Genomic DNA, 19,479 nt, shown 5'->3' with positions numbered 1-19,479 from the left:
AATTAAGTCATGAGTTTAATAGAGCGTGCGTTGCAGAAAACAGATTCAGAAGACGACAGAGGAAAATCTAGGTCGCAGCATATTAAGCGCAGACATGGAAAAATTTCGCCGACTAAAGCTTTAAAAGACCTTCAGAAAATGATTGAGCGGAATCCGCTTAGTAATAAAGAATTAACAAAATTAGGCATTGCCACAGACAGAAAGACTGCAAATAATTACAGAGAGTTAAGAACTGAGCTACTTAAGGTTACTCACGCAAATAATTCCGTGTTAGCGATAAGTGCATGTAAGGATAATTCTGGAACATCGTTTGTGGCTAAAAACTTAGCGGTTAGTTTTGCGCAAGATTCTACTAAGAGCGCGTTATTGGTTGATTGTAATTTTCGAAACCCATCATTTGCAAAAACATTTGATATGGATATTGGTGCAGATTTAACAGACTATCTTACTGGTGATGTTGCGGTTGAAGAAATAATTTATTCAGTAGGAGTTAATAATCTAAGAGTAATTCCTTCACGTGAAAGTCGCATAAGTGAAATTGATAATTTTGCTACTTCCTCTAAGTTAGGTGAGTTAATATATCAGCTTAAAAATAGATATCCAGATCGTTATATAATTCTGGATGTGGCAGATATGAAATCTTCGGCAGATGCAAAAATACTTGATTTGATTGCTGATTACTCAGTACTCGTAGCTGGACATGATACAGTTACTGAAGATGAGCTGCGTATAGCCATTGATGGTTTCAATCCGAGCAAATTTTTAGGTATTATCTATAATCACTGCCCCTCATAGCCACTCGAGCTATAAAACTGGGCCGAATTTATTAAATAATTTCAAAAGGCTCTTAATATGTATAATTACAAACTTACTTGTTATAAATTTTTATTAGTTTTCTTAGTACTGTATTTCTTGATTGGTTCACTTGCTCAAGCGGCATGGAAGTTTAATTGGGAGGCAGGAGTGTTTTTGGAGCATTCTGATAATATAGGTCGTGCTGATACTGATGAAGATGATGGGACCGTACTTGAGCCACGCGTAGCAATTTTAGCAATTCACGAAGGCCCTAGGCTTGATGCAGAAATTGGTGTTGCTAATGAATATCGTGATCATTCAAGTGGCGTAATAGGAAGTAATAATAATTTTAATCTAGATGGTGTAGTAGATTGGAAAATTATGCCAAATCTACTGGTTTGGACCTTTGAAGACCATTTTGGAAGCGAATTTCCTGTTGATATTAGGGATTCTCCGGATGAAGAAAATAGGCAAGATGTAAATACTTTTTTAACTGGACCAACTTTTACACCCCGCATTTTTAGTCGTACTAATTTACTGTTAGAAGGTCGTTATATTAATACGGAAGCAGAAGAAACTGACATCGATAATGATAGGTTGCAAGGTAAAATAGGAATACAACGCGATCTAACACCAAATAGTAGTATTTCTATCAACTATCTATATGAAGATACAGATTTTGATGAGGATACTCTAGATCCAACAATCGGAAATATTGATTTTGATAGAGACAACTATTTCCTAGAATATAATCTAGCGAGAAGATCATTAGATATTAGAGCAGTTGTTGGCTATTCTGAAATAGAACGAGACGAGGGTGCTAATAGAAAGTCTGAGGGGGGGGGTAATAACTTGCTATCTATTTCCTACGTAATTAATTCTACATCTTCTCTTAGCCTGACGGCTTACGATCAATTTACGGATACAACCAGTGACTCAAGTACTAATGGCGAGGCAGGATTAGGTGGCGGATTTGGTGGTATAGGATCTGGAGGGAGTACAGGAGTGGCTGGTGGAATAGATGTTGGCGATATTGCGATGGATGTTACGGGCGACACGGTTGATACAGAGGGTTTCGTAATAGATTACAGTAAAAGATTTTCAAGAATTGAGTCTAGCTTTTCATACTTTCAAAGTGATGATGATCATGATTTGGTAAATATTAATGATCGTGAAACGAATGGCGGGACAATTTCATTTGAATTGCCACTGAATGGCACTACTACTATTGGGCTAGCGAGTGAATATAGAGAAACAGAATTTGATGTCGATAGTCGAGAAGATGAGGATTTTCTTATTATGCTTAGTGGAGAATATCACGCTAGACGTAATCTCGTATTTGAATCGACGCTTGAATATCAAGAAAAAGATAGCGATGCGGTCGGCGAAGACTTTGATGAGCTGGTGGCAAGAATTGGTTTTGTATACACAAATTTTTAGTAGTTTGTTAAAAGTATAAATTTGTCATATAACCTTTCTCTCGAGGTTGTTCAAACAGCTGATTCATTTCATGCCCTAAGAGAAGATTGGGAGAAAATTTTAGATTCATATTATAGAGCATTCACCGTTTTTAACTTGGGAGTGAATGTATACTTGGGGGGTATTTATAGAACAAAATATACTAAATTACATATTTTGGTTCTTAGGGAAAAAATTTGGTTGTTGTCATTGCCTCTTTATGTAGTAAATTAAATTATTCGCTGATTCCTCATAAAGGTATCTATTGTTTAGGTATAGGTGAGTCTGAGGTAAAAGAAGTCTGCTCTGAATATTTTGAATTCATAACAGTTAAAGCATATATAAAAGAAGTATGTAAAAGAATTTAGCATCATATAAAAATTGAGTGTCAAGATTGGGATTTCGTCCAGTTTAAAAAGGTGCATTGTAATAATATCGGTTTAAGATATTTTAAAGTAATTTCAAGACAAGCTTTATTAAGTGCATCAGAAATTAAATGTGGTTTGCGCTACATTATAGATTTACCTGCTACTTGGGAAGAATATTTGAAATCTTTTAGGCAGTCATTTCGTAGGTCTATAAATATTGCAAATAGAAAATTAAATGCTTGTGAAAACATAAAAATATATTTGATAGATAAAGTGGGTATGGTGGAGCCTGCAATGAAAGTGTTACGCGAACTTGAATACCCAGAGTTGGAGATTAAAAAATAAACCTGGCGTATTCGAGAGTACTGAATTCCAAAATTTCATTTACAAATTGCAAAAACGTTTTCTGAAAAAAATACTACAATTGCCCCAATAAAAGTTGATGGTGAATATATTGCTATATTTTATGATTTAAGGAACTGTTTATTGTTACCAATCGGGGACTAACATGAAAATCTTTGCCAAGATGTCACCAGGGTTTATCGCTCATTCTGAAGCAATTAAGCTTGCATTTGCGAATATCATAAAATCCTATAATTTTATGATGGCGAGCGGTGAAACATATAAAAATCAGTATAATTGCAGGACTGAAAATATGTTCAATTTGATAATTTTTAATAGCACACTGAAAGCATTTTTATTGCATAAGTGGGCGCGTATCTCATAAACCCTTTATTATTGATGGTAGCATGCTGCTATGTTGTTATCGGCGCTATACACACTTTACCTTTCTTTTTATTTCTTAAGGTTGCACGAATATCGGCCTGAGACAGCTGAGTCAGATATTTTATTTTTGACACTTGCTATTTGTTTGTTGATATATCTGTTTAAAAGAGAAAAAAATTTAAGTGTGATCCAAACCACTATGTTGGTAGGATTATTTTGTGCAGCTATTATGTCGCATGTAACTCAATTTTATTTGCAGGGTGTTATAAATACAGCAGATGAATTATTAAGATTGTTTGTGCTGTATTTTATATCCGCATCATTATTTATAGATAAGTTTAGATTAAAATATTATTTTAAAATATTTTCTATTTGCGCATTGGTTATCGCTGTTCATGGAATAAATCAATTTCATGGCGGAGGAATAGGGTGGACTGGGGAGTCTTTATATCTAAATAGAGTTCGCTACATTGGGGTTTTTAACGACCCAAACGATATGGGTATGCTATTACTCGTTTCCCTGCCTTTCATTTTATACACTATTAAACAATATAAATTTATATTACCTAAACTGATATGGGCAAGTACATTACCTTTATTACTGTATGCGATCTATTTAACAGGATCTCGTGGAACCATGCTGGGCTTGTTGTTAATGGTTGCTGTTAATGCGTGGTTTAAATTTAAACGCGTAGTTAGCTTATTTTTAATTGCAATTACTGTGCCTATTGCCTTTTCGTTAACTCAACTTTCTACAATTAGTTCCGGCGATGCTTCTTCTGCTGGAAGAATAGATGCTTGGGGATCAGGAATTCAAATGCTTAAATCTAATCCATTATTTGGAGTAGGTTATGGTCTGTTTACGGTTCATCACCCTATTCCTGCGCATAATTCATATGTACAAGTATTTTCAGAGATTGGCTTAGTGGGTTACTTTTTTTGGTTAGGTTTTCTAGCTATGTCGATGTATGGTTTATATAAGTTTTCTTATAAATTTAATATCTCTAATGAGAAATCAGAATTATATTTAGAACACAAATCGGTTGCTACTACTGTTTTGTTTTCGTTACTAGGCTTTGCTATCACTTCATATTTTATATCAAGAAGCGTGCAGCCGTTACTTTTCATATTATGCGCTATGTCAGCAGGTGTTTATTATCAAATTCGAAAAAATTTCCCAGAATTTGAGATGTTAAGGTTAAGTAATAGTTACAGGATTTGTGCGTTCCTTGTAGTTTGCAGTATTTTATTTGTGTATGCATCAATAAGAGCATTTTGGTAATGTGATTATCTATCTTAGATTCTTAGAATTCTAGTAGACATTGACGTGCAATAATTTCTGAATAATTTATTAGTCCATGAAAATATTATTTTATATATCAGCGTTTATAATATTTTACTCATATGTATTATTTCCTATTTTTATTTTTCTTGTAGTTAAAATAAAGAGAAGTACAAGAAACGAAGAAGTTCTGGTTAGCAAGGATGATGTGCTCCCTAGTGTTGCTGTTGTAATAGCAGCTTATAATGAAGAGGCTCATATAACAGAAAGAATTGAAAACTTATTGGAATTAGATTATCCAGAAGATAAGATAAGATTTTATATAGGTTCCGATGGAAGTACGGATAATACTAATTATCTAGCAAAGAAATTTAGCGATGATTCTGTTCGTTTTTTTCCATTTTCGCAACGTCGCGGGAAAGCCTCTGTTCTTAATGATCTTGTAGACAAAACTAATGAAGAGATAATTGTTTTTTCTGATGCAAATACGAATTTTGAAAAAGAATCAATTAAATTAATGGTAAGTAGTTTTGTAGATAATGTGGTTGGAGGGGTTTGTGGAGAATTAAGAATTTTATCAAAAGCAGGAAACACTAACCTGGATAGTCTTTATTGGAAATACGAACGTTTCATTAAAGAGTGCGAAGGTGGGATAGGTTCGTTACTGGGTGCAAATGGAGCAATTTATGCAATTAGAAAGGTATTATATGAGCCTATACCAGCCGATACAGTTGTTGACGATTTCTATATAGGAATGTCTATAGTTAAAAATGGCTTTCGATTTGATTATTTACCTCAGGCTATTGCTTTAGAGTATGAGCCTGAAGATCAGAAAGATGAGTTTCGTCGGCGTGTTCGAATCGGTATGGGAAATTATCAAGCGTTTATGAGATTGAAATATTTCCTAAACCCATTTAACAGCTTTAAACATACATTCGTATATATATCACATAAAGTATTTCGATGGTTTACGCCACATTTGATGTTAATTATGCTGATAACAAGTCTTATATTGATGGCTAACGTGTATTTTCTGATAGCATTTTTATTGCAATTAATTATGTATATTTTTACCTGGTGTATAATAAAAACATCGAGTCATAAAAAACTTCCAAAGACGGTATCCCTAATTGTATTTTTTATTAGTATGAATGTTGCGTTGTTTATGGGTTTCATTAAATATATTTCTCAAAATGTGAATCCAGCATGGGAGAGAACAATTAGGTGAGTGTTGATTCTATTATTATGTAATGTGGGCGAAGCGCTGAGCTCCGAGTGATATTTTGTAAAAATATTAATATTAACAGTTCGAAGTAAAATTAATGCCCATCATGAGAACAGGTGCCTGATTTCTTTAGCAGAGTACGATAAATTGTATTATTTTTTAACTAGGAGAATTTGATAGTGCGCGTATTATTAATAGGTGCTGGAGGTATCAGTGAGCACCACGCTAAGGCATTGCAAAATATTGACCAGGTCGAATTAGCTGGCTTTATTGACTTAGACCAAATTAAAGCTAATGAAGCAATAAGCCACTATGGCGGCAAACTTTATAAAAATATCGATGAAGCGATTCAAGATCGGGTAGAGGTTGCGCACATTCTTACGCCCCCAGACTCACACGCAAAGATTGCGATAGAGTGTCTTGAAAAAGGACTGCATGTATTAGTTGAAAAGCCGCTTGGAATTAGTATAGAAGAATGCGAGGCGATTGATAATGCAGCTAAAGTAGCAGGTAAGTTGGCAACGGTAAATCATTCATTGCTTTACGATCCTGAAATACTAAAAGCGATTGAACTAGTTAAAAATGGTGCTGTAGGTGATGTAATTTCTGTCGATATTATACGATCATCTGTTTATCCATCCTATCCTGGAGGTCAATTACCTCCACATTATCGTGAGCCTGGTTATCCGTTTCGTGATATAGGAGTGCATGCGCTTTACTTGATTCAACAGTTTCTCGGCCCTATCAATTCTGTAGAAGGAAAATACCGTAGTTTGGGTGGTGACCATATGCTTGCCTATGATGAGTGGCGGGCCGTTGTCGATTGTGAAAAAGGCATGGGTCAAATGCATTTGAGCTGGAATATTAATCCATTGCAAAACATGATGCTCATTCAGGGTACTAAGGGTGTGTTGCGTGTGGATTCATTCCATATGTTTACATCACTTAGAAGAGTTACTCCTGCTCCAAAAGCTATAGAGCGAGTAATTAATACTATTAGAGATTCCTCGCGACCTCTGTATGACACACCTAAGAACGTGGTCGCTTTTATAATGAAAAAACGCAAACCTTATCAAGGGTTGCATAACCTAGTTGGTGCATTCTATGAATCAATAAGGAGTGGTAGTTCTCTTCCTGTATCCATTCAAGAAGCTAAAACTGTTGTGCATTGGACGGAATCACTTGCGCGCCAAGCTGATAAAGATTATAAATCATGGAATGAATTAAACCCTGTTGCTAAAAAAGATGCCATTCTGGTAACGGGTGGTAATGGAGGTGTAGGTTCAGCCGTAGTTGCTTCATTGCTGAATTCAGGGAAACAAGTCCGCATTCTCTGTAGACGTCCGCCTAAAACTATAAATATTAATAGTAACCTTGAATATATTGTAGGCGATTTGGGCAGTCCTGATGTGGTCTTTGAAGCTGTAAAAGATACAAGCGCCGTTGTGCATGTAGGTGCAACAATGTCAGGTGATTGGGATGCTTTCTTGGGTGGAACGATCGAAGGTACAAAAAACATTTTGACGGCCATGCAACAACACTGTATTAAAAAACTCGTTTACATCAGTTCCATGTCTGTTGTTGATTGGGCAGGGTCTGATCAAGCTGCTGTGATTGATGAGAATATTTCCTTGGAGCCAAGATCAGATGAGCGTGGCTCTTATACTAAAAGTAAGCTCGAAGCAGAAAAACTAGTCGTTGAAGCAAGCAAAGCAGGCTTAGTAAGCTCAGTAATTCTAAGGCCAGGACAAATATTTGGTGGCAAGCTACCATTAATGACTGGTGCGGTTCGTCGCAAGGCAGGTAGGGTATCGATTGTTTTAGGTGATGGTAAATTAACATTACCTATGATCTATATTGATGACGTTGTACATGCGATTAATTTATCTTTAGAGAAAGATGTTGAGTCAGGGACAGTTATTCAGCTTATAGATCCATCATTGTGGACACAACGCGATGTAATTAAGGCTTCAGGTGAGAAAGGTAAAGTAATATACCTGCCGAGAAAATTTGTATTTGCAATTGGTGGATTGTCAGAAAAAGTTTTAGGGTTGGTTGGAAGGCAGTCGCCTTTTGCGCGTTATCGACTGTATTCTGCACTTGCGCGTTTAAAGTTTGAAAGTGATCGCGCAGAAAAATTACTTGGTTGGAAGCCTATTGTTGGTGTTGAGAAGGCTATATCAGAGCGATTAGCATCTGATCTAAATTAATATTTTGGAGTTAACTTTAAGTTAGATTTCAAAGATTAATTTATGATTCATTAAGCTAATTCATGAAAAATGCTTTATTTATAAATTTTCTCAGGGCTGCTTTTCATGACTAACACTATCGAGCTAGAAGAAATTATAACTCACAACTTGCTTAGCGTAAAATGTATCAATTTTATGTTAAGGATGATTATATTCTAAATTATATTCTGTGAAAAATTGTTTAGTATGAGTGATAAAGGAAAAGCCGTTAAAAATCTAATATTTTCCTCTTCTGGAATGTATGTAGAGACATTTTTTGCCATGATTATGTCAATTATTATTGCGCGGACTTTAGGGCCTGAGACATATGGGGTTTATGCATTGCTAATATGGATCAGTGCATTGGGTATAAAGATTACGAATGGTGGAGTTACAACTGCTATTGTAAAATTTATCTCAGAGTGTCGTGTAAAATCACCAGAATATATTTCTTCAACTATAGACTATCTTAGAAAAATTCAGCTAATCAAACTTTGTTTGGTTTTTGTATTGTTCTTTCTTGTTTTCTATGTAGCACAAGGTGTTTATCTAAAAGACATCTCGTTAACATTATTTGCATTACTAATGCTTGCAATTGCTCTTCGATCTACATATATGTTTTATGTTTCATATTCTAAAGGCTTTGAGAATTTTAAAGCGATAGCTGTAATATCGTCAATAGGCTCATTTATTTATCTGCTAATAATAGTTTTAACAGCTGTATTTTTTTCATCGCTAACTGCTTTCGTTTTTGTATATGTATTATCAGGGTTGATATATTTGATAATATCTAAATATTTTACATTGAAATGGTGTAAACATCACGGCCAGCAAAAATTAATTTCAAATAAGTTAAGCAAGAGAATTAAGAATCATGTAAGTATTGTTTTGTTGAATACACTACTTATATTTTTAATCACTAAAGAATCAGAGCTTCTATTTCTAAAATATTATGCCGAACCTGATGATCTAGGATATTTTAAAGTTGCTTATATGATTGGTTTTGCAATTGCGTTGCTTCTACCTGGCTTGTTTGATGCGATATTGTTGCCATTGATGTCTGGAAGTATCGCAAAATCAAAACAGGTAGCTGCTTCAAGATTTATTAGTAGTATAAAATATATTTTACTTCTTGCTGTTCCTGCTTCTATTTACTTCAGTGCATCTGCCAAAGACATAATTCTTTTGTTATATGGTGAGAGTTATCAGCCAGCGGTAGTGCCATTTCAGATGATCGTATTCGCTTGTTGTATTTATAGTATTGGAAGTGTAGCCACAAGTTATTTGTTGAGTGTAGACAAGCAAACAATTATTTTACGTATAACTATTTTAGGGACTATTGTAAAATTAGTATTAGATTATTATTTAATTAAAAATTATTCTTTGGTGGGGGCTTCAATAGCATTTTCACTATCTCTATTTTTTATGTTTATTGTAACTATGATTGTGGCAATTAAATCTTTGAAGGTAAGGTTGCCAATTATTCATATTATAAAAGTAATTATGGCAACTATCTTTAGCTTTTTTATAATGAATTTGATTCCTACTCAAAGCTTTGAAATATTGAATCTATTTTTCACTGCAACTTTATTCTTGTTTTCTTACATAATTTTTTCGTTAATGCTCAGATGTTGGGGAAAGGAGGAAATAAATTATATTCGACAGTCCATGAATACCACAAAGTATGTTTTTTAAAGCCTGTAGATAAATTACTTTGGTGGGCAGGCGGATAGTCAAATAGAGCCATGATATTTATAAATAACATAGACATAAAATATTTAGTACAGCTAATTGCGTGTATAGTTTTATTTTGTACTAGTCAAGAAACGCCCTCTAGTGAAAACTTAAATTATGATTCTGTAGTTCCTTTGTTGAGCGAGCAACGGTTAAAAATAATTAAAGAATCTATTAAGTCTAACCCTCGTACATACAAGGCGTTAATCTCTAAAGTTGATGCTTATTTAACAAGAATAGATATAAGCGATAAAGCATATGATTTACTTCCAGCAATGGCGCTAAGAATAGCTATTGAGGGAGACGGTACACCCAAGCATTGGGAAATGTATTTCAAGGAAGATTTGCTGAGTTCAATCCAAGAATTTGATTATAAGAATAGAAATAATATGCGCCAGCACGGTGCTGATTTAATTTATTCACTGATATGGTCAGATGCATATTACCGAGGTAATTTATTTAGTAATTTAGAGAGAAAAAAAGCTGAAAAGAAAATCAGCGAATGGGCCCAATATTGGGTAAATTACTATTTATCAGATAAGCATAAACATCTTTTTCCGCAAGATTCTGATGAAACTACTATGCTCCTAGAAAACTTTTTATTAATGCAATTTTTAGTTACTGGCAGCACCTTAAAAAACCTTAAGGAAGCTCATGAAAAAATTAAAACACAGTTAGAAGTTAATTATATTCAAGAAAATGGAATTATGGCAGGTGGTATGTGGTCTGAATCGCCTAGCTATAATGCAAATACTCCTCGATTTTATTTGCGCTGGCGGGAAGTTTATAAGCAGCTTGGAAAAATGCCGTTAGATAACTCATGGTCAGATGATCATGCGCTATTTGTTTTGTTCTCATGGATGGCAGATTTTAGTGGATATTGGCTATTTAATGATCCAATAGGAGTCGATGCTAAATATGGGGGAGATTTTGTGTATCCTGCATCTAACTTTCGGTCTGCGAGATTTACAACTAATCCCCTAATAGGTGCTAAGTATAATAATGTAAGAAATGGTTTGTTATACGTTTTGAATGAAATCAAGTGGCCAGGAAATGCTAGTCATTATAACGGTTACATACGATTATTATTTGAAAATAATTTGATTGATAAGCCAATAAATTTATCTAAATTAGACTTGCCAAATGAATACTTTTCTGGAGGGCAAGGAGTATTTATTGCACGCTCTAACTGGAGTGAAAATGCAAATCAGTTTTATAGTCAAAACTTTACAATGTGGATGGTTGATCATGTCGGAAACATGGCTCTTAACTATGAGATATTTTATAACTCTAAACCCGTAACGAAGTATGCACCTTCGCACGGATTATCTAACCATAAAAACCCTGCAAACACTATATACATTGAAAATATGGATACGGCTGGCGGATTGTATCCAGGGGTTCAGAGCCCCACTCTTAGGCCAAAAGGTGTAGGTGCAAATTTAGGTCATTACGCAGATGAGAAGTATGCAGCTGTAATTTGGGATGCGAAAGATATATATAATATCATTGGCTACAATCAAGAAGCAGATTATGCAAAACAAGTTACACGTTCAATAATTAATTTTTGGGAAGGGATAACTTTTGTATACGACAATGTAAAAACGGATCCTAAAGAAATTGGTGATCTGTATAAGAGTAATAGTAATATCAAAGCTCCTTATATTAGAGAGGTAATGAAGCTAACAAGATTTCAGAATATGCCAGTTAAAATTGGCGAGTACTATAAAGCTACATCAGGTGATGTTGAACACTATTATAAAATTCTATCTAAAGTGGATAAGATAAAGGTTGTCAATGAAAAAAAAGATATGCCATGGGCTGTAATGAAACCGAGTGAAATGTATGACTCACATAAGACAGCGCATATAGAAGAATATATCAATCGTGAAAATTCTGAATTTTTGGCAATGCATGTTTGGGGCAATAAAAATATAAAATTACCAAAACAATGTAATATTGAAGTAAATAGTTTGGATGTATTGGGGTACTGTTATCAGCTAAATAATGAGACTAACGTCATGCTGTTCAATCGAAACCCTGAAAACCCAATTGAGGATGATATTTCTTTTACATTAGAGGGTTTGTCGAATAAATTTAATTTATATGCATTAGGATGGAGTGTGGATAAAAGATTTAGCACTCATGTAATAGAGGATAAGAATCAAATATTAGTTAGATCTGGTTCAGGAGTTAGACCAAATTCAGGGCTTGTGTTTACATCATTTCACTAAATATTTTAAATTATCTATCAGGAAATTTAATATGAGCAAAATCGGTGAACTTATTCTATATCCGCTTGCATCATTTATTTATAAACGTAAATTGCATATAAATAGTGAATTGGAAAATGTAAATGCTGACAGTGCATATTGGCAATGGCAGAAAAATTCATCAGATAAACTATTTAAACTTTATAAAGGGCTGGATATCAAAGGCAAGAATGTTCTAGATATTGGGTGTGGCATTGGGGGGCGGACATGTTATTTAGCAGATCAAGGACCAAAAAAAATAGTAGGTATTGATATTAACAAAGATGAAATAGAAACAGCAATAGAACTTGCTAAGCAAAATGGCTATGGAGATAAAGTTGAATTTATTAATGTGGATGGTGAGAATTCAAGTTTTGGTATGGGTTCTTTCGATACAATAGTTTTAGTTGATTGTATGGAGCATGTAGAGTCACCGTTAGATTTAATGTCCAACTCATATGAAAAACTAAAAGCAGGGGGTTCATTCTTTTTTGGGACAATTGGTTGGTATCATCATCAGGCAACTCATATGAGAAGAATAGTTCCTGTGCCATTTTTGAGTGTGTTTTTCTCTGATAAGACAATACTAAATGTTGCAAGGAAGATACTTTCTTCTTCTTATTATAAGCCTTCACATTTTGATAGTGATCCGCCAGTCAAGAGGTGGCAAGGGGTAATGGATTTAAAGGACAGGCCTGGTGAATATCTGAATAAAAATACTATTTCAAGTTTCCGCAAACTTTTCCAAAGTAGTAAATTTGAAAAAACAACGATTATTGTGCATGGATTTGGCGCGAGTAAAAAATTTCTAAAACCTTTTAATATTTTGGCAAAAGCCCCATATTTAAATGAAATTTGGCATAGTTATATAGTTGGCGTGGGTGTAAGAAAAAATAAATAATATATGGTGTGTATGTGAGTAATCTAAAAAATATCTTTATTAACTGAATATTCACATTATCTATAAATTGAAGAGTAATAAATTGAGTAATTAAATGTATTATCATTTATTAAAGACACGATCATATATGATTATTATTTGTGTATGGCTGTTGTTATTTTTATCCCTAAATAGTTGTAATGCAATTTCTAACGTTGTTGAAGAGACAATAGTTCCTGCATTCCCAAAAGGTATCATGCCTGCATTTCCTGGGGCGGAGGGCTTTGGTGCTTATGTGACTGGCGGGCGCGGTGGTAATGTTATTAAAGTAACTAATTTAGATGCATCTGGTCCTGGCAGTTTACAGGCAGCGCTAGATACCCGTGGCGCAAGAATTATTGTTTTTGATGTTTCTGGTGTAATTCATGCAGAAAAAATTGTGATACCACATAGTGATGTAACGATCGCAGGTCAGACGGCGCCAGGCGCAGGGATTACTATCGAAGGTAGGCTTTTGGGTGCTTATGATTGGGGTGTTAAAAATATTATTATTCGTCACATACGAGTACGTCCACCTAAATTTAACTGGGAATCGGATGGCACAAAGTTTGATGCTGTTCAGCTTTCAAAAAATTCAAATATTATTTTAGATCATGTATCGATGTCTTTTGGAGTTGATGAAACATTGGATCTTTATTCGGCAAGGAATGTAACCATACAGTGGTGCACGATTGAGCAATCTGCCTTACAAGGTCACGATGAAGGTAAGCATAACTTTGGCTTGATAAATGGTCCGGATGGAGGTCGTATAAGCGTTCTCAATAATTTATTTGCCCATCTTAGTAAACGGGCGCCTGCACTTTCTGTTGGGCCAGCCGAAACGATAAATAATGTTGCCTATAATATCAAAGACAATTGGATGCACCACAATCCAGCAAGCGGAAAATTTGTGGTAAGTAATAACTATTTCCGACGTGGACCTAGTACTTCTATGACGCCTTATTTCTTAGATGCAGAATATGTTGGAAAAGAGTTGGGATATTATTTTGAATCTAATTATGTAGACGATCCTGAGCATTTTGAAGGAGTGCTTGATCCATGGGCGCCTAAGCATGTCCATCCTTCGCTTCAGTATTTATGTAGTTACTTTAATGGTCCAGATTGCAGATCTTTTAGATTGAAGGATCGTCCAAGCTTTACTGCATTGAAAGCGTATAAGGCACCTACAGAAAAAACATTTAAGGTAGCATATGATGATGTGCTAAATTTCGCAGGGGCATTTCCACGTGATGTCGTAACCAAAGTCTCTGTAAGCGATGTGAAAAATCGTACTGGAGTTTGGGGTGCTAGAATTCCAGATGACTTGATGTATGGGTTGGTGCCAAATAAGGCACCTCAAGATTCTGATGATGATGGAATGTCAGATGATTGGGAAGTTAAAAATGGTTTGAATCCAGGTAGTCATTTGGATCAACATAAGATAATGAGCACGGGTTATAGTGCAATAGAACAGTATATAAATGAAGCGGCTGACTTGCTGATAGAGGTACAGCAAAATAAATTTTAATAATCATGCAAAGAGCATGACTTAATTTAAGTATTTGATACTCGCTTATAATTTCATTCTGTAAGAAAATATTGATGGATCATGTAAGGCTTAGAACTAAAAAAGTTATTTTCTATACTTTATAAGCTATATAATATTCAATCTTATTTAAATGTATTAGTGCCAGCGCTCAAAAGCAAATAATTTTTCTAAAAAAATTCAAGATAAGTATTTTAATATGAGAACAAAGTCTATCCATTTGATTGCGGCTGCACGGCCAAATTTTATGAAAATAGCGCCTCTGTATCACGCTTTAGCTAATGAGCAATGGGCTAATCCAGTCATTGTCCACACCGGCCAACATTATGATTACAATATGTCGGATGCTTTTTTTGTGGATCTTGGCTTGCCTAAACCTGACTTTCACTTAGGTGTAGGGAGTGGTGGTCATGGCCTTCAAACTGGACAGGTGATAATAGAGTATGAAAAAGTATGTATTAAGAATCGTCCTAACTGGGTCGTAGTTGTAGGTGATGTAAATTCTACAGTTGCTGCTGCTTTAGTTGCGACTAAATTAGGGATACCTGTTAGCCATTTAGAAGCCGGTCTTCGTAGTTATGATCGATCAATGCCGGAGGAAATTAATCGCTTAGCAACTGATGCAATTGCGGACCGTTTATGGACACCCTCATATGATGCAGATCTGAACTTAAAGAATGAAGGTGTGCATTCAGATCGAATCGTGTGTATAGGTAATATCATGATCGATTCATTAGTGATGATGGGCGAAAAAATTAAGGCTTGTAAAGAGAGAGAAAAATTGGGCCTAAATGATGATAACTACGCGGTAGTCACATTACATAGACCATCAAATGTGGATGATCAGCATTCTCTCTCTCTATTAATAGACTTGTTTATCAAAGTTGCAGAGAATATTCCATTATTGTTTTATTGTCATCCAAGAACTATTAAAAATTTAGAAAAATTTGGGTTATTGAAACAGGTTCAAGACAATGCAAGTATTCAATTGGAAGAGCCTTTACCGTATATACGTTTTATGAATGTAATTTCCGGTTCACGAATGATCATCACTGATTCAGGTGGTCTTCAAGAAGAAACTACTTATTTGAAAAAACCTTGTCTTACATTACGTCCTAATACAGAGCGTCCAATTACAATCACTGAGGGTACAAATGAATTGGTAACTTTAGACAATCTTGAAGAACATGTGAATAAGGTGCTTGAAGGTAAATGGAAAAAGGGCGGGGAAATAGATTTATGGGATGGGAAAGCAGCTAGCCGAGCGGTCGAAGCGTTGCGTATGGACTTAAAACTTATAAGTCAATAGCATTTTAAATATACTTCTCAACAGTTTTTTCTACTTTGTCAACAACGGCTTCCCAGGTTTCATTTTTCATTTTACTAGATCGATCCAATCTTTTTTCATGAGTATCGTTTTTTATGAATTCTTCACAGGAGTTTAAAAAATCTTTTTTATTAGAAACAAGAGCGCAGTTAGGTTTATAAAATTCAGCCTCATCCAATGGCGTGCTGACGACAGGTAATCCAGCACTTAAGTATTCTCGCAGCTTGATAGGGTTAATATGACGAGTTAGTTCATTGATTTTAAATGGTATAATTCCAACTGAAAAATTTTGGATATATTCAGGTAATTTTTCATAAGGTATCCTGCCGCATAAAATAATATTTGATACATTTTCTAATTTTTCAATATTAACTGTCGCATTACCAAGAATTACTATTGACCATTGAGGTCTTTGTTTGGCAAGGTAAACAATTAAGTCTTGATCTACCCAATCGTGTACAAGTCCCATAAATCCGATTATTGGGCCATTAATGTGAAGCAGTTCTTTTGGGGGATTATTTTCTGCATGTTTAGTATTTGAGAAGTGTTCATAATCTACGCCATGTCTGGCAAGATAACAGCTTTGAGTATATTTTTTTCGACTTTCCAGTAAAGAGTATGCAGTTGCAAATACCACATCCACTTTTTTACAAAGCGCATTTTCCATAGCAACTGTCTTTTCTGTGTTCAGCTCACTAAATTCTGACCATTCATCGATACAGTAATAGACACCAACTGTATAATTTAGTTTGTTGAAATATGGTTGGGCGGTTGGTAAAAATGTCCAAAGTTGAAAATCATCGAATTTTAATTTTCGAGTAATTCTTTTTAGCTGATACTTTAGCAACAGTGCATTAATCAAATGCGCCCAACTACTAAATGGGAAAGGTAGAACTAGGGGAGTGTAAGTCCATAACCGGTCTTCTACTTGTTCGGAATTACTAAATAATTTACTTAGTTTATTAAAAATTTTACCCCAATCTCTTCCGCTAGAAAAACTTGGTGCGCGCGTTGCAATAGAGTTTAGCCAAAGCACATTGTTGCGTTTGGATATATTTCTCATAACATGATTGTTGCTTGTTGGATCTTCATGCCAGTCTTTTGCAAAGCAAACTATGTTTTGATTTTCCATTTTTGTAGTTCTGTTAATTTTATAAATATGAAGTTTTATGCAATGTCTACTTTAGAAATTACGTGAAAAGTTTAGTAAAATAATTAACGTAAGTGTGGGGGTGGTGGAAGCACATAATTACGGAAATCATTTGGATTTCCGATAAGGCCATCTTCAGCAGCTTTGATGATATTAAATTGTTCGCGGGCAGACACATAGTGTAGACAGTAACGCGTTCCATCATTGTATTTATTTTCGAGATACTTGTGCATTTGGTCAGCTGGATTGCCTAGCAATACTGGCATGTCTGCTTCCTGAGTTCCGTGCGTATGAATTTTGATGAATTTCCATTCTGGTCGATCTTTTACAGTGGGTGCAAGGCGTACCCAGTTATCAACACGCGATTTTGTCGGTAGCTGAGTAGATCTAATATCACTGTTCTCAATTCTGGGTATTACTCCCCATTTACGCGATGTCCAGTCCCAGCCTAGAATGCCTTGAACCATCATCAGATCTCCACAAGGCGATTTTCCACTTTGAACATCAATCCCTGTATTGTGAGATTTGGGTTTTTCGGGATCGTCAGTGGCATAGTAAATACTATTAATTTTACTAGTTTGTGTTGGGCTGGGTGCGCTTGGCATAGTCATATCTACATAACAACCCTCTTCTTTGAGAATCACTAGTTCGTTATTTATTCCACACCATTTTCCATTAGGATGGCTATTATCCAGCGCCCAATTTCCATGAATAAAAGCCCATGCCAATCGTCCGTCTTGGAATTCAGAAATTGCACCATGTTTGTCTCTTAGCGTGCGTGTAAAGGAGCTTAGTTTATTGCGTAATCCTGCCTCAGTATCATTATCATGATGCAAATGAATCTCAATTTCTCCATATCCTTCGGAACACATTTTTGCAAGTTTGTTTAAATGTTCTTCACGATATTCTTCTTCTGGATAAAAGAAGGTATGTTTAGGATGGCACCCATCAGCATCTAAATATTTACTTGCTAGCTGTCTGTAGTCTTCGCACCACCTATCAACTCGTGCCACTTCTACTTCATATGATGGTTTTTTCCATTGAGGCTCGAAGTGATCAACAAAACAAAAAATTATATGAGTTAGAGAATTATCTTGGTGTTTTCTGCTAAAGTATTGACAAATATAGGTTGGTAGCCAAATAAACGCATTTTTTTTAAATAGCAAATATATAACTACTACCAATAGCAAGCTAATAATAATGATTGAAATTATAAGTAATAATTGCACTAAATTTCCTTGAATTAATTTGATTTAATAGATGTTGGGTTGGTGCACGATTTCATCATAAATATAATAGCTAAAAATATTCTTAAAGTTTAGTCTGTGGTGTTAAGTCGGTCACGAATATATTCAAAAGTGAGTAATGCATTTTTCGTCCAGTCATATTGCTTGCTATGTGATGCTATTTTGTTGGGGTCCCAATTGGTTGTAAGGGCTAGATTTAGTGCAGCGGATAATGCAGTGATATCACCTTTCTTTACTAAGATACCGGCATTCTTATGTAAAACTTCGGGTATTCCACCAACCCGTGTTGCAACTACCGGTCTACCGCAAGCCATCGCTTCTAATACCACATTGGGTACTCCCTCATTGTGGCTAGGAAGAGATAACGCATCACTTGCTGCCAGCCAATCTACAATTGCGACATGATTTTGAGTTCCTATTAGTTTGATGGATTGGTCTTGTTTTAACTCACCACTCATTGCAGTTATTTTTTCTGCGTCTATACCACGACCTATGTATACGAGTGAGGCATTATTTACTCCACTAATAAATGCTTTTGCCAGATCTACAGCACCTTTCGCAACTAAAATATTGCCTACAAATAGAATTATTTTGACATCATGCTCAAGACCTAATTTAGTTCGAGCATTTATACGATCTGCTGGGGAAAAAAGTTTGTGATTAATTCCATTATAGATAACAGTTTGTTTACTTCTGCTAAATCCAAGTTCGGCTACATTTTTAGCCAGTGCTTCACTAACAGATATTACTCCACTGACAATTGTTAGCGCTTTAATTATTTGTTTCCTAGTGTTTTTTATTTTTGCCATTACGTTTATATCGGTACCATGCACCTTAATAAAGCAAGGTACTCCAAACTTATGGGCAACAATACTTGCAGCTACACCATCAGGATAAGCGAAAGAGCCTAGGATAAAATCCGGTGAAAATGCTTTAATTAATGGTTTTTTAAAAATCAGTATCCAAATAGCCAATATTTTAGCATTTAGCAATGAGCCAACTATTGGGAGCATAGGCACTTTGAAATAATGCACCTTATTTGTTTTGGATAATTTTGATGTTGACTGTAGAAGATTAATTTTCCGATCTGCAGGAAATATAGGAACAAGCACTAATAATTCACAATGACTGCTTAAATGCTCGAATTGCTGGAAATTAAATGTCGCTCGATTCGGTTGTTCAGGGTTAGGGTATAAATTAGTTATGATGATGCCGCGCATTC

At 35.1% G+C, this 19,479-nt stretch carries 15 protein-coding genes; 12 read left to right on the top strand and 3 right to left on the bottom strand.

What is annotated here, in order from left to right; translation table 11 throughout:
* The first annotated feature begins 9 nt into the window (after positions 1-9).
* From GKR92_07060 to GKR92_07005, 12 genes are all read left to right on the top strand, one after another.
* Positions 10-795 (top strand): polysaccharide biosynthesis protein, encoded by a 786-nt coding sequence (locus tag GKR92_07060; GenBank protein QMU61465.1) that lies wholly within the window; start codon positions 10-12, stop codon positions 793-795.
* A 57-nt stretch (positions 796-852) separates the two neighbouring features.
* Positions 853-2,235: a hypothetical protein gene (locus GKR92_07055; protein ID QMU61464.1), complete on the top strand. Its 1,383-nt coding sequence runs from the start codon at positions 853-855 to the stop codon at positions 2,233-2,235.
* A gap of 437 nt (positions 2,236-2,672) precedes the next feature.
* The gene (locus GKR92_07050) at positions 2,673-2,966 is read left to right on the top strand and encodes a hypothetical protein (protein ID QMU61463.1); all 294 of its coding nucleotides are present in this window, start codon (positions 2,673-2,675) and stop codon (positions 2,964-2,966) included.
* Between the two features lie 163 nt (positions 2,967-3,129).
* On the top strand, positions 3,130-3,348 hold the full coding sequence (locus tag GKR92_07045; protein ID QMU61462.1) for a hypothetical protein: 219 nt from the start codon (positions 3,130-3,132) through the stop codon (positions 3,346-3,348).
* 30 nt (positions 3,349-3,378) lie between these two features.
* Positions 3,379-4,629, top strand: a complete 1,251-nt coding sequence (locus GKR92_07040) for a hypothetical protein (GenBank protein ID QMU61461.1) — start codon at positions 3,379-3,381, stop codon at positions 4,627-4,629.
* A 76-nt stretch (positions 4,630-4,705) separates the two neighbouring features.
* Complete coding sequence (locus GKR92_07035; protein QMU61460.1) at positions 4,706-5,857, top strand: glycosyltransferase; 1,152 nt, start codon at positions 4,706-4,708, stop codon at positions 5,855-5,857.
* 170 nt (positions 5,858-6,027) lie between these two features.
* Positions 6,028-8,064, top strand: coding sequence for an NAD-dependent epimerase/dehydratase family protein (locus GKR92_07030; GenBank protein ID QMU61459.1), 2,037 nt, complete (start codon positions 6,028-6,030; stop codon positions 8,062-8,064).
* 225 nt (positions 8,065-8,289) lie between these two features.
* Positions 8,290-9,777 (top strand): oligosaccharide flippase family protein, encoded by a 1,488-nt coding sequence (locus tag GKR92_07025; GenBank protein QMU61458.1) that lies wholly within the window; start codon positions 8,290-8,292, stop codon positions 9,775-9,777.
* A gap of 50 nt (positions 9,778-9,827) precedes the next feature.
* A complete protein-coding gene (locus GKR92_07020; protein QMU61457.1) occupies positions 9,828-12,050 on the top strand; it encodes a hypothetical protein in 2,223 nt (740 codons plus the stop codon).
* A gap of 31 nt (positions 12,051-12,081) precedes the next feature.
* On the top strand, positions 12,082-12,969 hold the full coding sequence (locus tag GKR92_07015) for a methyltransferase domain-containing protein (protein QMU61456.1): 888 nt from the start codon (positions 12,082-12,084) through the stop codon (positions 12,967-12,969).
* A 235-nt stretch (positions 12,970-13,204) separates the two neighbouring features.
* The gene (locus tag GKR92_07010; protein ID QMU62738.1) at positions 13,205-14,515 is read left to right on the top strand and encodes a pectate lyase precursor; all 1,311 of its coding nucleotides are present in this window, start codon (positions 13,205-13,207) and stop codon (positions 14,513-14,515) included.
* Between the two features lie 217 nt (positions 14,516-14,732).
* On the top strand, positions 14,733-15,842 hold the full coding sequence (locus tag GKR92_07005) for a UDP-N-acetylglucosamine 2-epimerase (non-hydrolyzing) (protein ID QMU61455.1): 1,110 nt from the start codon (positions 14,733-14,735) through the stop codon (positions 15,840-15,842).
* Between the two features lie 4 nt (positions 15,843-15,846).
* Here the strand turns inward: GKR92_07005 and GKR92_07000 are convergent, their stop codons facing one another.
* The 3 genes from GKR92_07000 to GKR92_06990 form a co-directional block, all read right to left on the bottom strand.
* The gene (locus tag GKR92_07000) at positions 15,847-16,992 is read right to left on the bottom strand and encodes a glycosyltransferase (protein ID QMU61454.1); all 1,146 of its coding nucleotides are present in this window, start codon (positions 16,990-16,992) and stop codon (positions 15,847-15,849) included.
* A gap of 83 nt (positions 16,993-17,075) precedes the next feature.
* Complete coding sequence (locus GKR92_06995; protein QMU62737.1) at positions 17,076-18,212, bottom strand: hypothetical protein; 1,137 nt, start codon at positions 18,210-18,212, stop codon at positions 17,076-17,078.
* 116 nt (positions 18,213-18,328) lie between these two features.
* Positions 18,329-19,477: a glycosyltransferase gene (locus GKR92_06990; protein ID QMU61453.1), complete on the bottom strand. Its 1,149-nt coding sequence runs from the start codon at positions 19,475-19,477 to the stop codon at positions 18,329-18,331.
* Positions 19,478-19,479: the final 2 nt, after the last annotated feature.

It is taken from the genome of Gammaproteobacteria bacterium, from assembly GCA_014075255.1.
Lineage (GTDB): Bacteria > Pseudomonadota > Gammaproteobacteria > UBA4575 > UBA4575 > JABDMD01.
The sequence above is the reverse complement of the archived record's forward strand: the minus strand, read 5'-3'. Positions and strand labels throughout refer to the sequence as shown.

What these genes read in the sequence shown, in the direction of transcription:
- GKR92_07060 (QMU61465.1), top strand. Translation starts at nt 10, where the DNA reads ATGAGTTTAATAGAGCGTGCGTTGCAGAAAACAGATTCAGAAGACGAC.
- GKR92_07055 (QMU61464.1), top strand. Translation starts at nt 853, where the DNA reads ATGTATAATTACAAACTTACTTGTTATAAATTTTTATTAGTTTTCTTA.
- GKR92_07045 (QMU61462.1), top strand. Translation starts at nt 3,130, where the DNA reads ATGAAAATCTTTGCCAAGATGTCACCAGGGTTTATCGCTCATTCTGAA.
- GKR92_07040 (QMU61461.1), top strand. Translation starts at nt 3,379, where the DNA reads ATGTTGTTATCGGCGCTATACACACTTTACCTTTCTTTTTATTTCTTA.
- GKR92_07035 (QMU61460.1), top strand. Translation starts at nt 4,706, where the DNA reads ATGAAAATATTATTTTATATATCAGCGTTTATAATATTTTACTCATAT.
- GKR92_07025 (QMU61458.1), top strand. Translation starts at nt 8,290, where the DNA reads ATGAGTGATAAAGGAAAAGCCGTTAAAAATCTAATATTTTCCTCTTCT.
- GKR92_07020 (QMU61457.1), top strand. Translation starts at nt 9,828, where the DNA reads ATGATATTTATAAATAACATAGACATAAAATATTTAGTACAGCTAATT.
- GKR92_07015 (QMU61456.1), top strand. Translation starts at nt 12,082, where the DNA reads ATGAGCAAAATCGGTGAACTTATTCTATATCCGCTTGCATCATTTATT.
- GKR92_07010 (QMU62738.1), top strand. Translation starts at nt 13,205, where the DNA reads ATGCCTGCATTTCCTGGGGCGGAGGGCTTTGGTGCTTATGTGACTGGC.
- GKR92_07005 (QMU61455.1), top strand. Translation starts at nt 14,733, where the DNA reads ATGAGAACAAAGTCTATCCATTTGATTGCGGCTGCACGGCCAAATTTT.
- GKR92_07000 (QMU61454.1), bottom strand. Translation starts at nt 16,992, where the DNA reads ATGGAAAATCAAAACATAGTTTGCTTTGCAAAAGACTGGCATGAAGAT.
- GKR92_06990 (QMU61453.1), bottom strand. Translation starts at nt 19,477, where the DNA reads ATGCGCGGCATCATCATAACTAATTTATACCCTAACCCTGAACAACCG.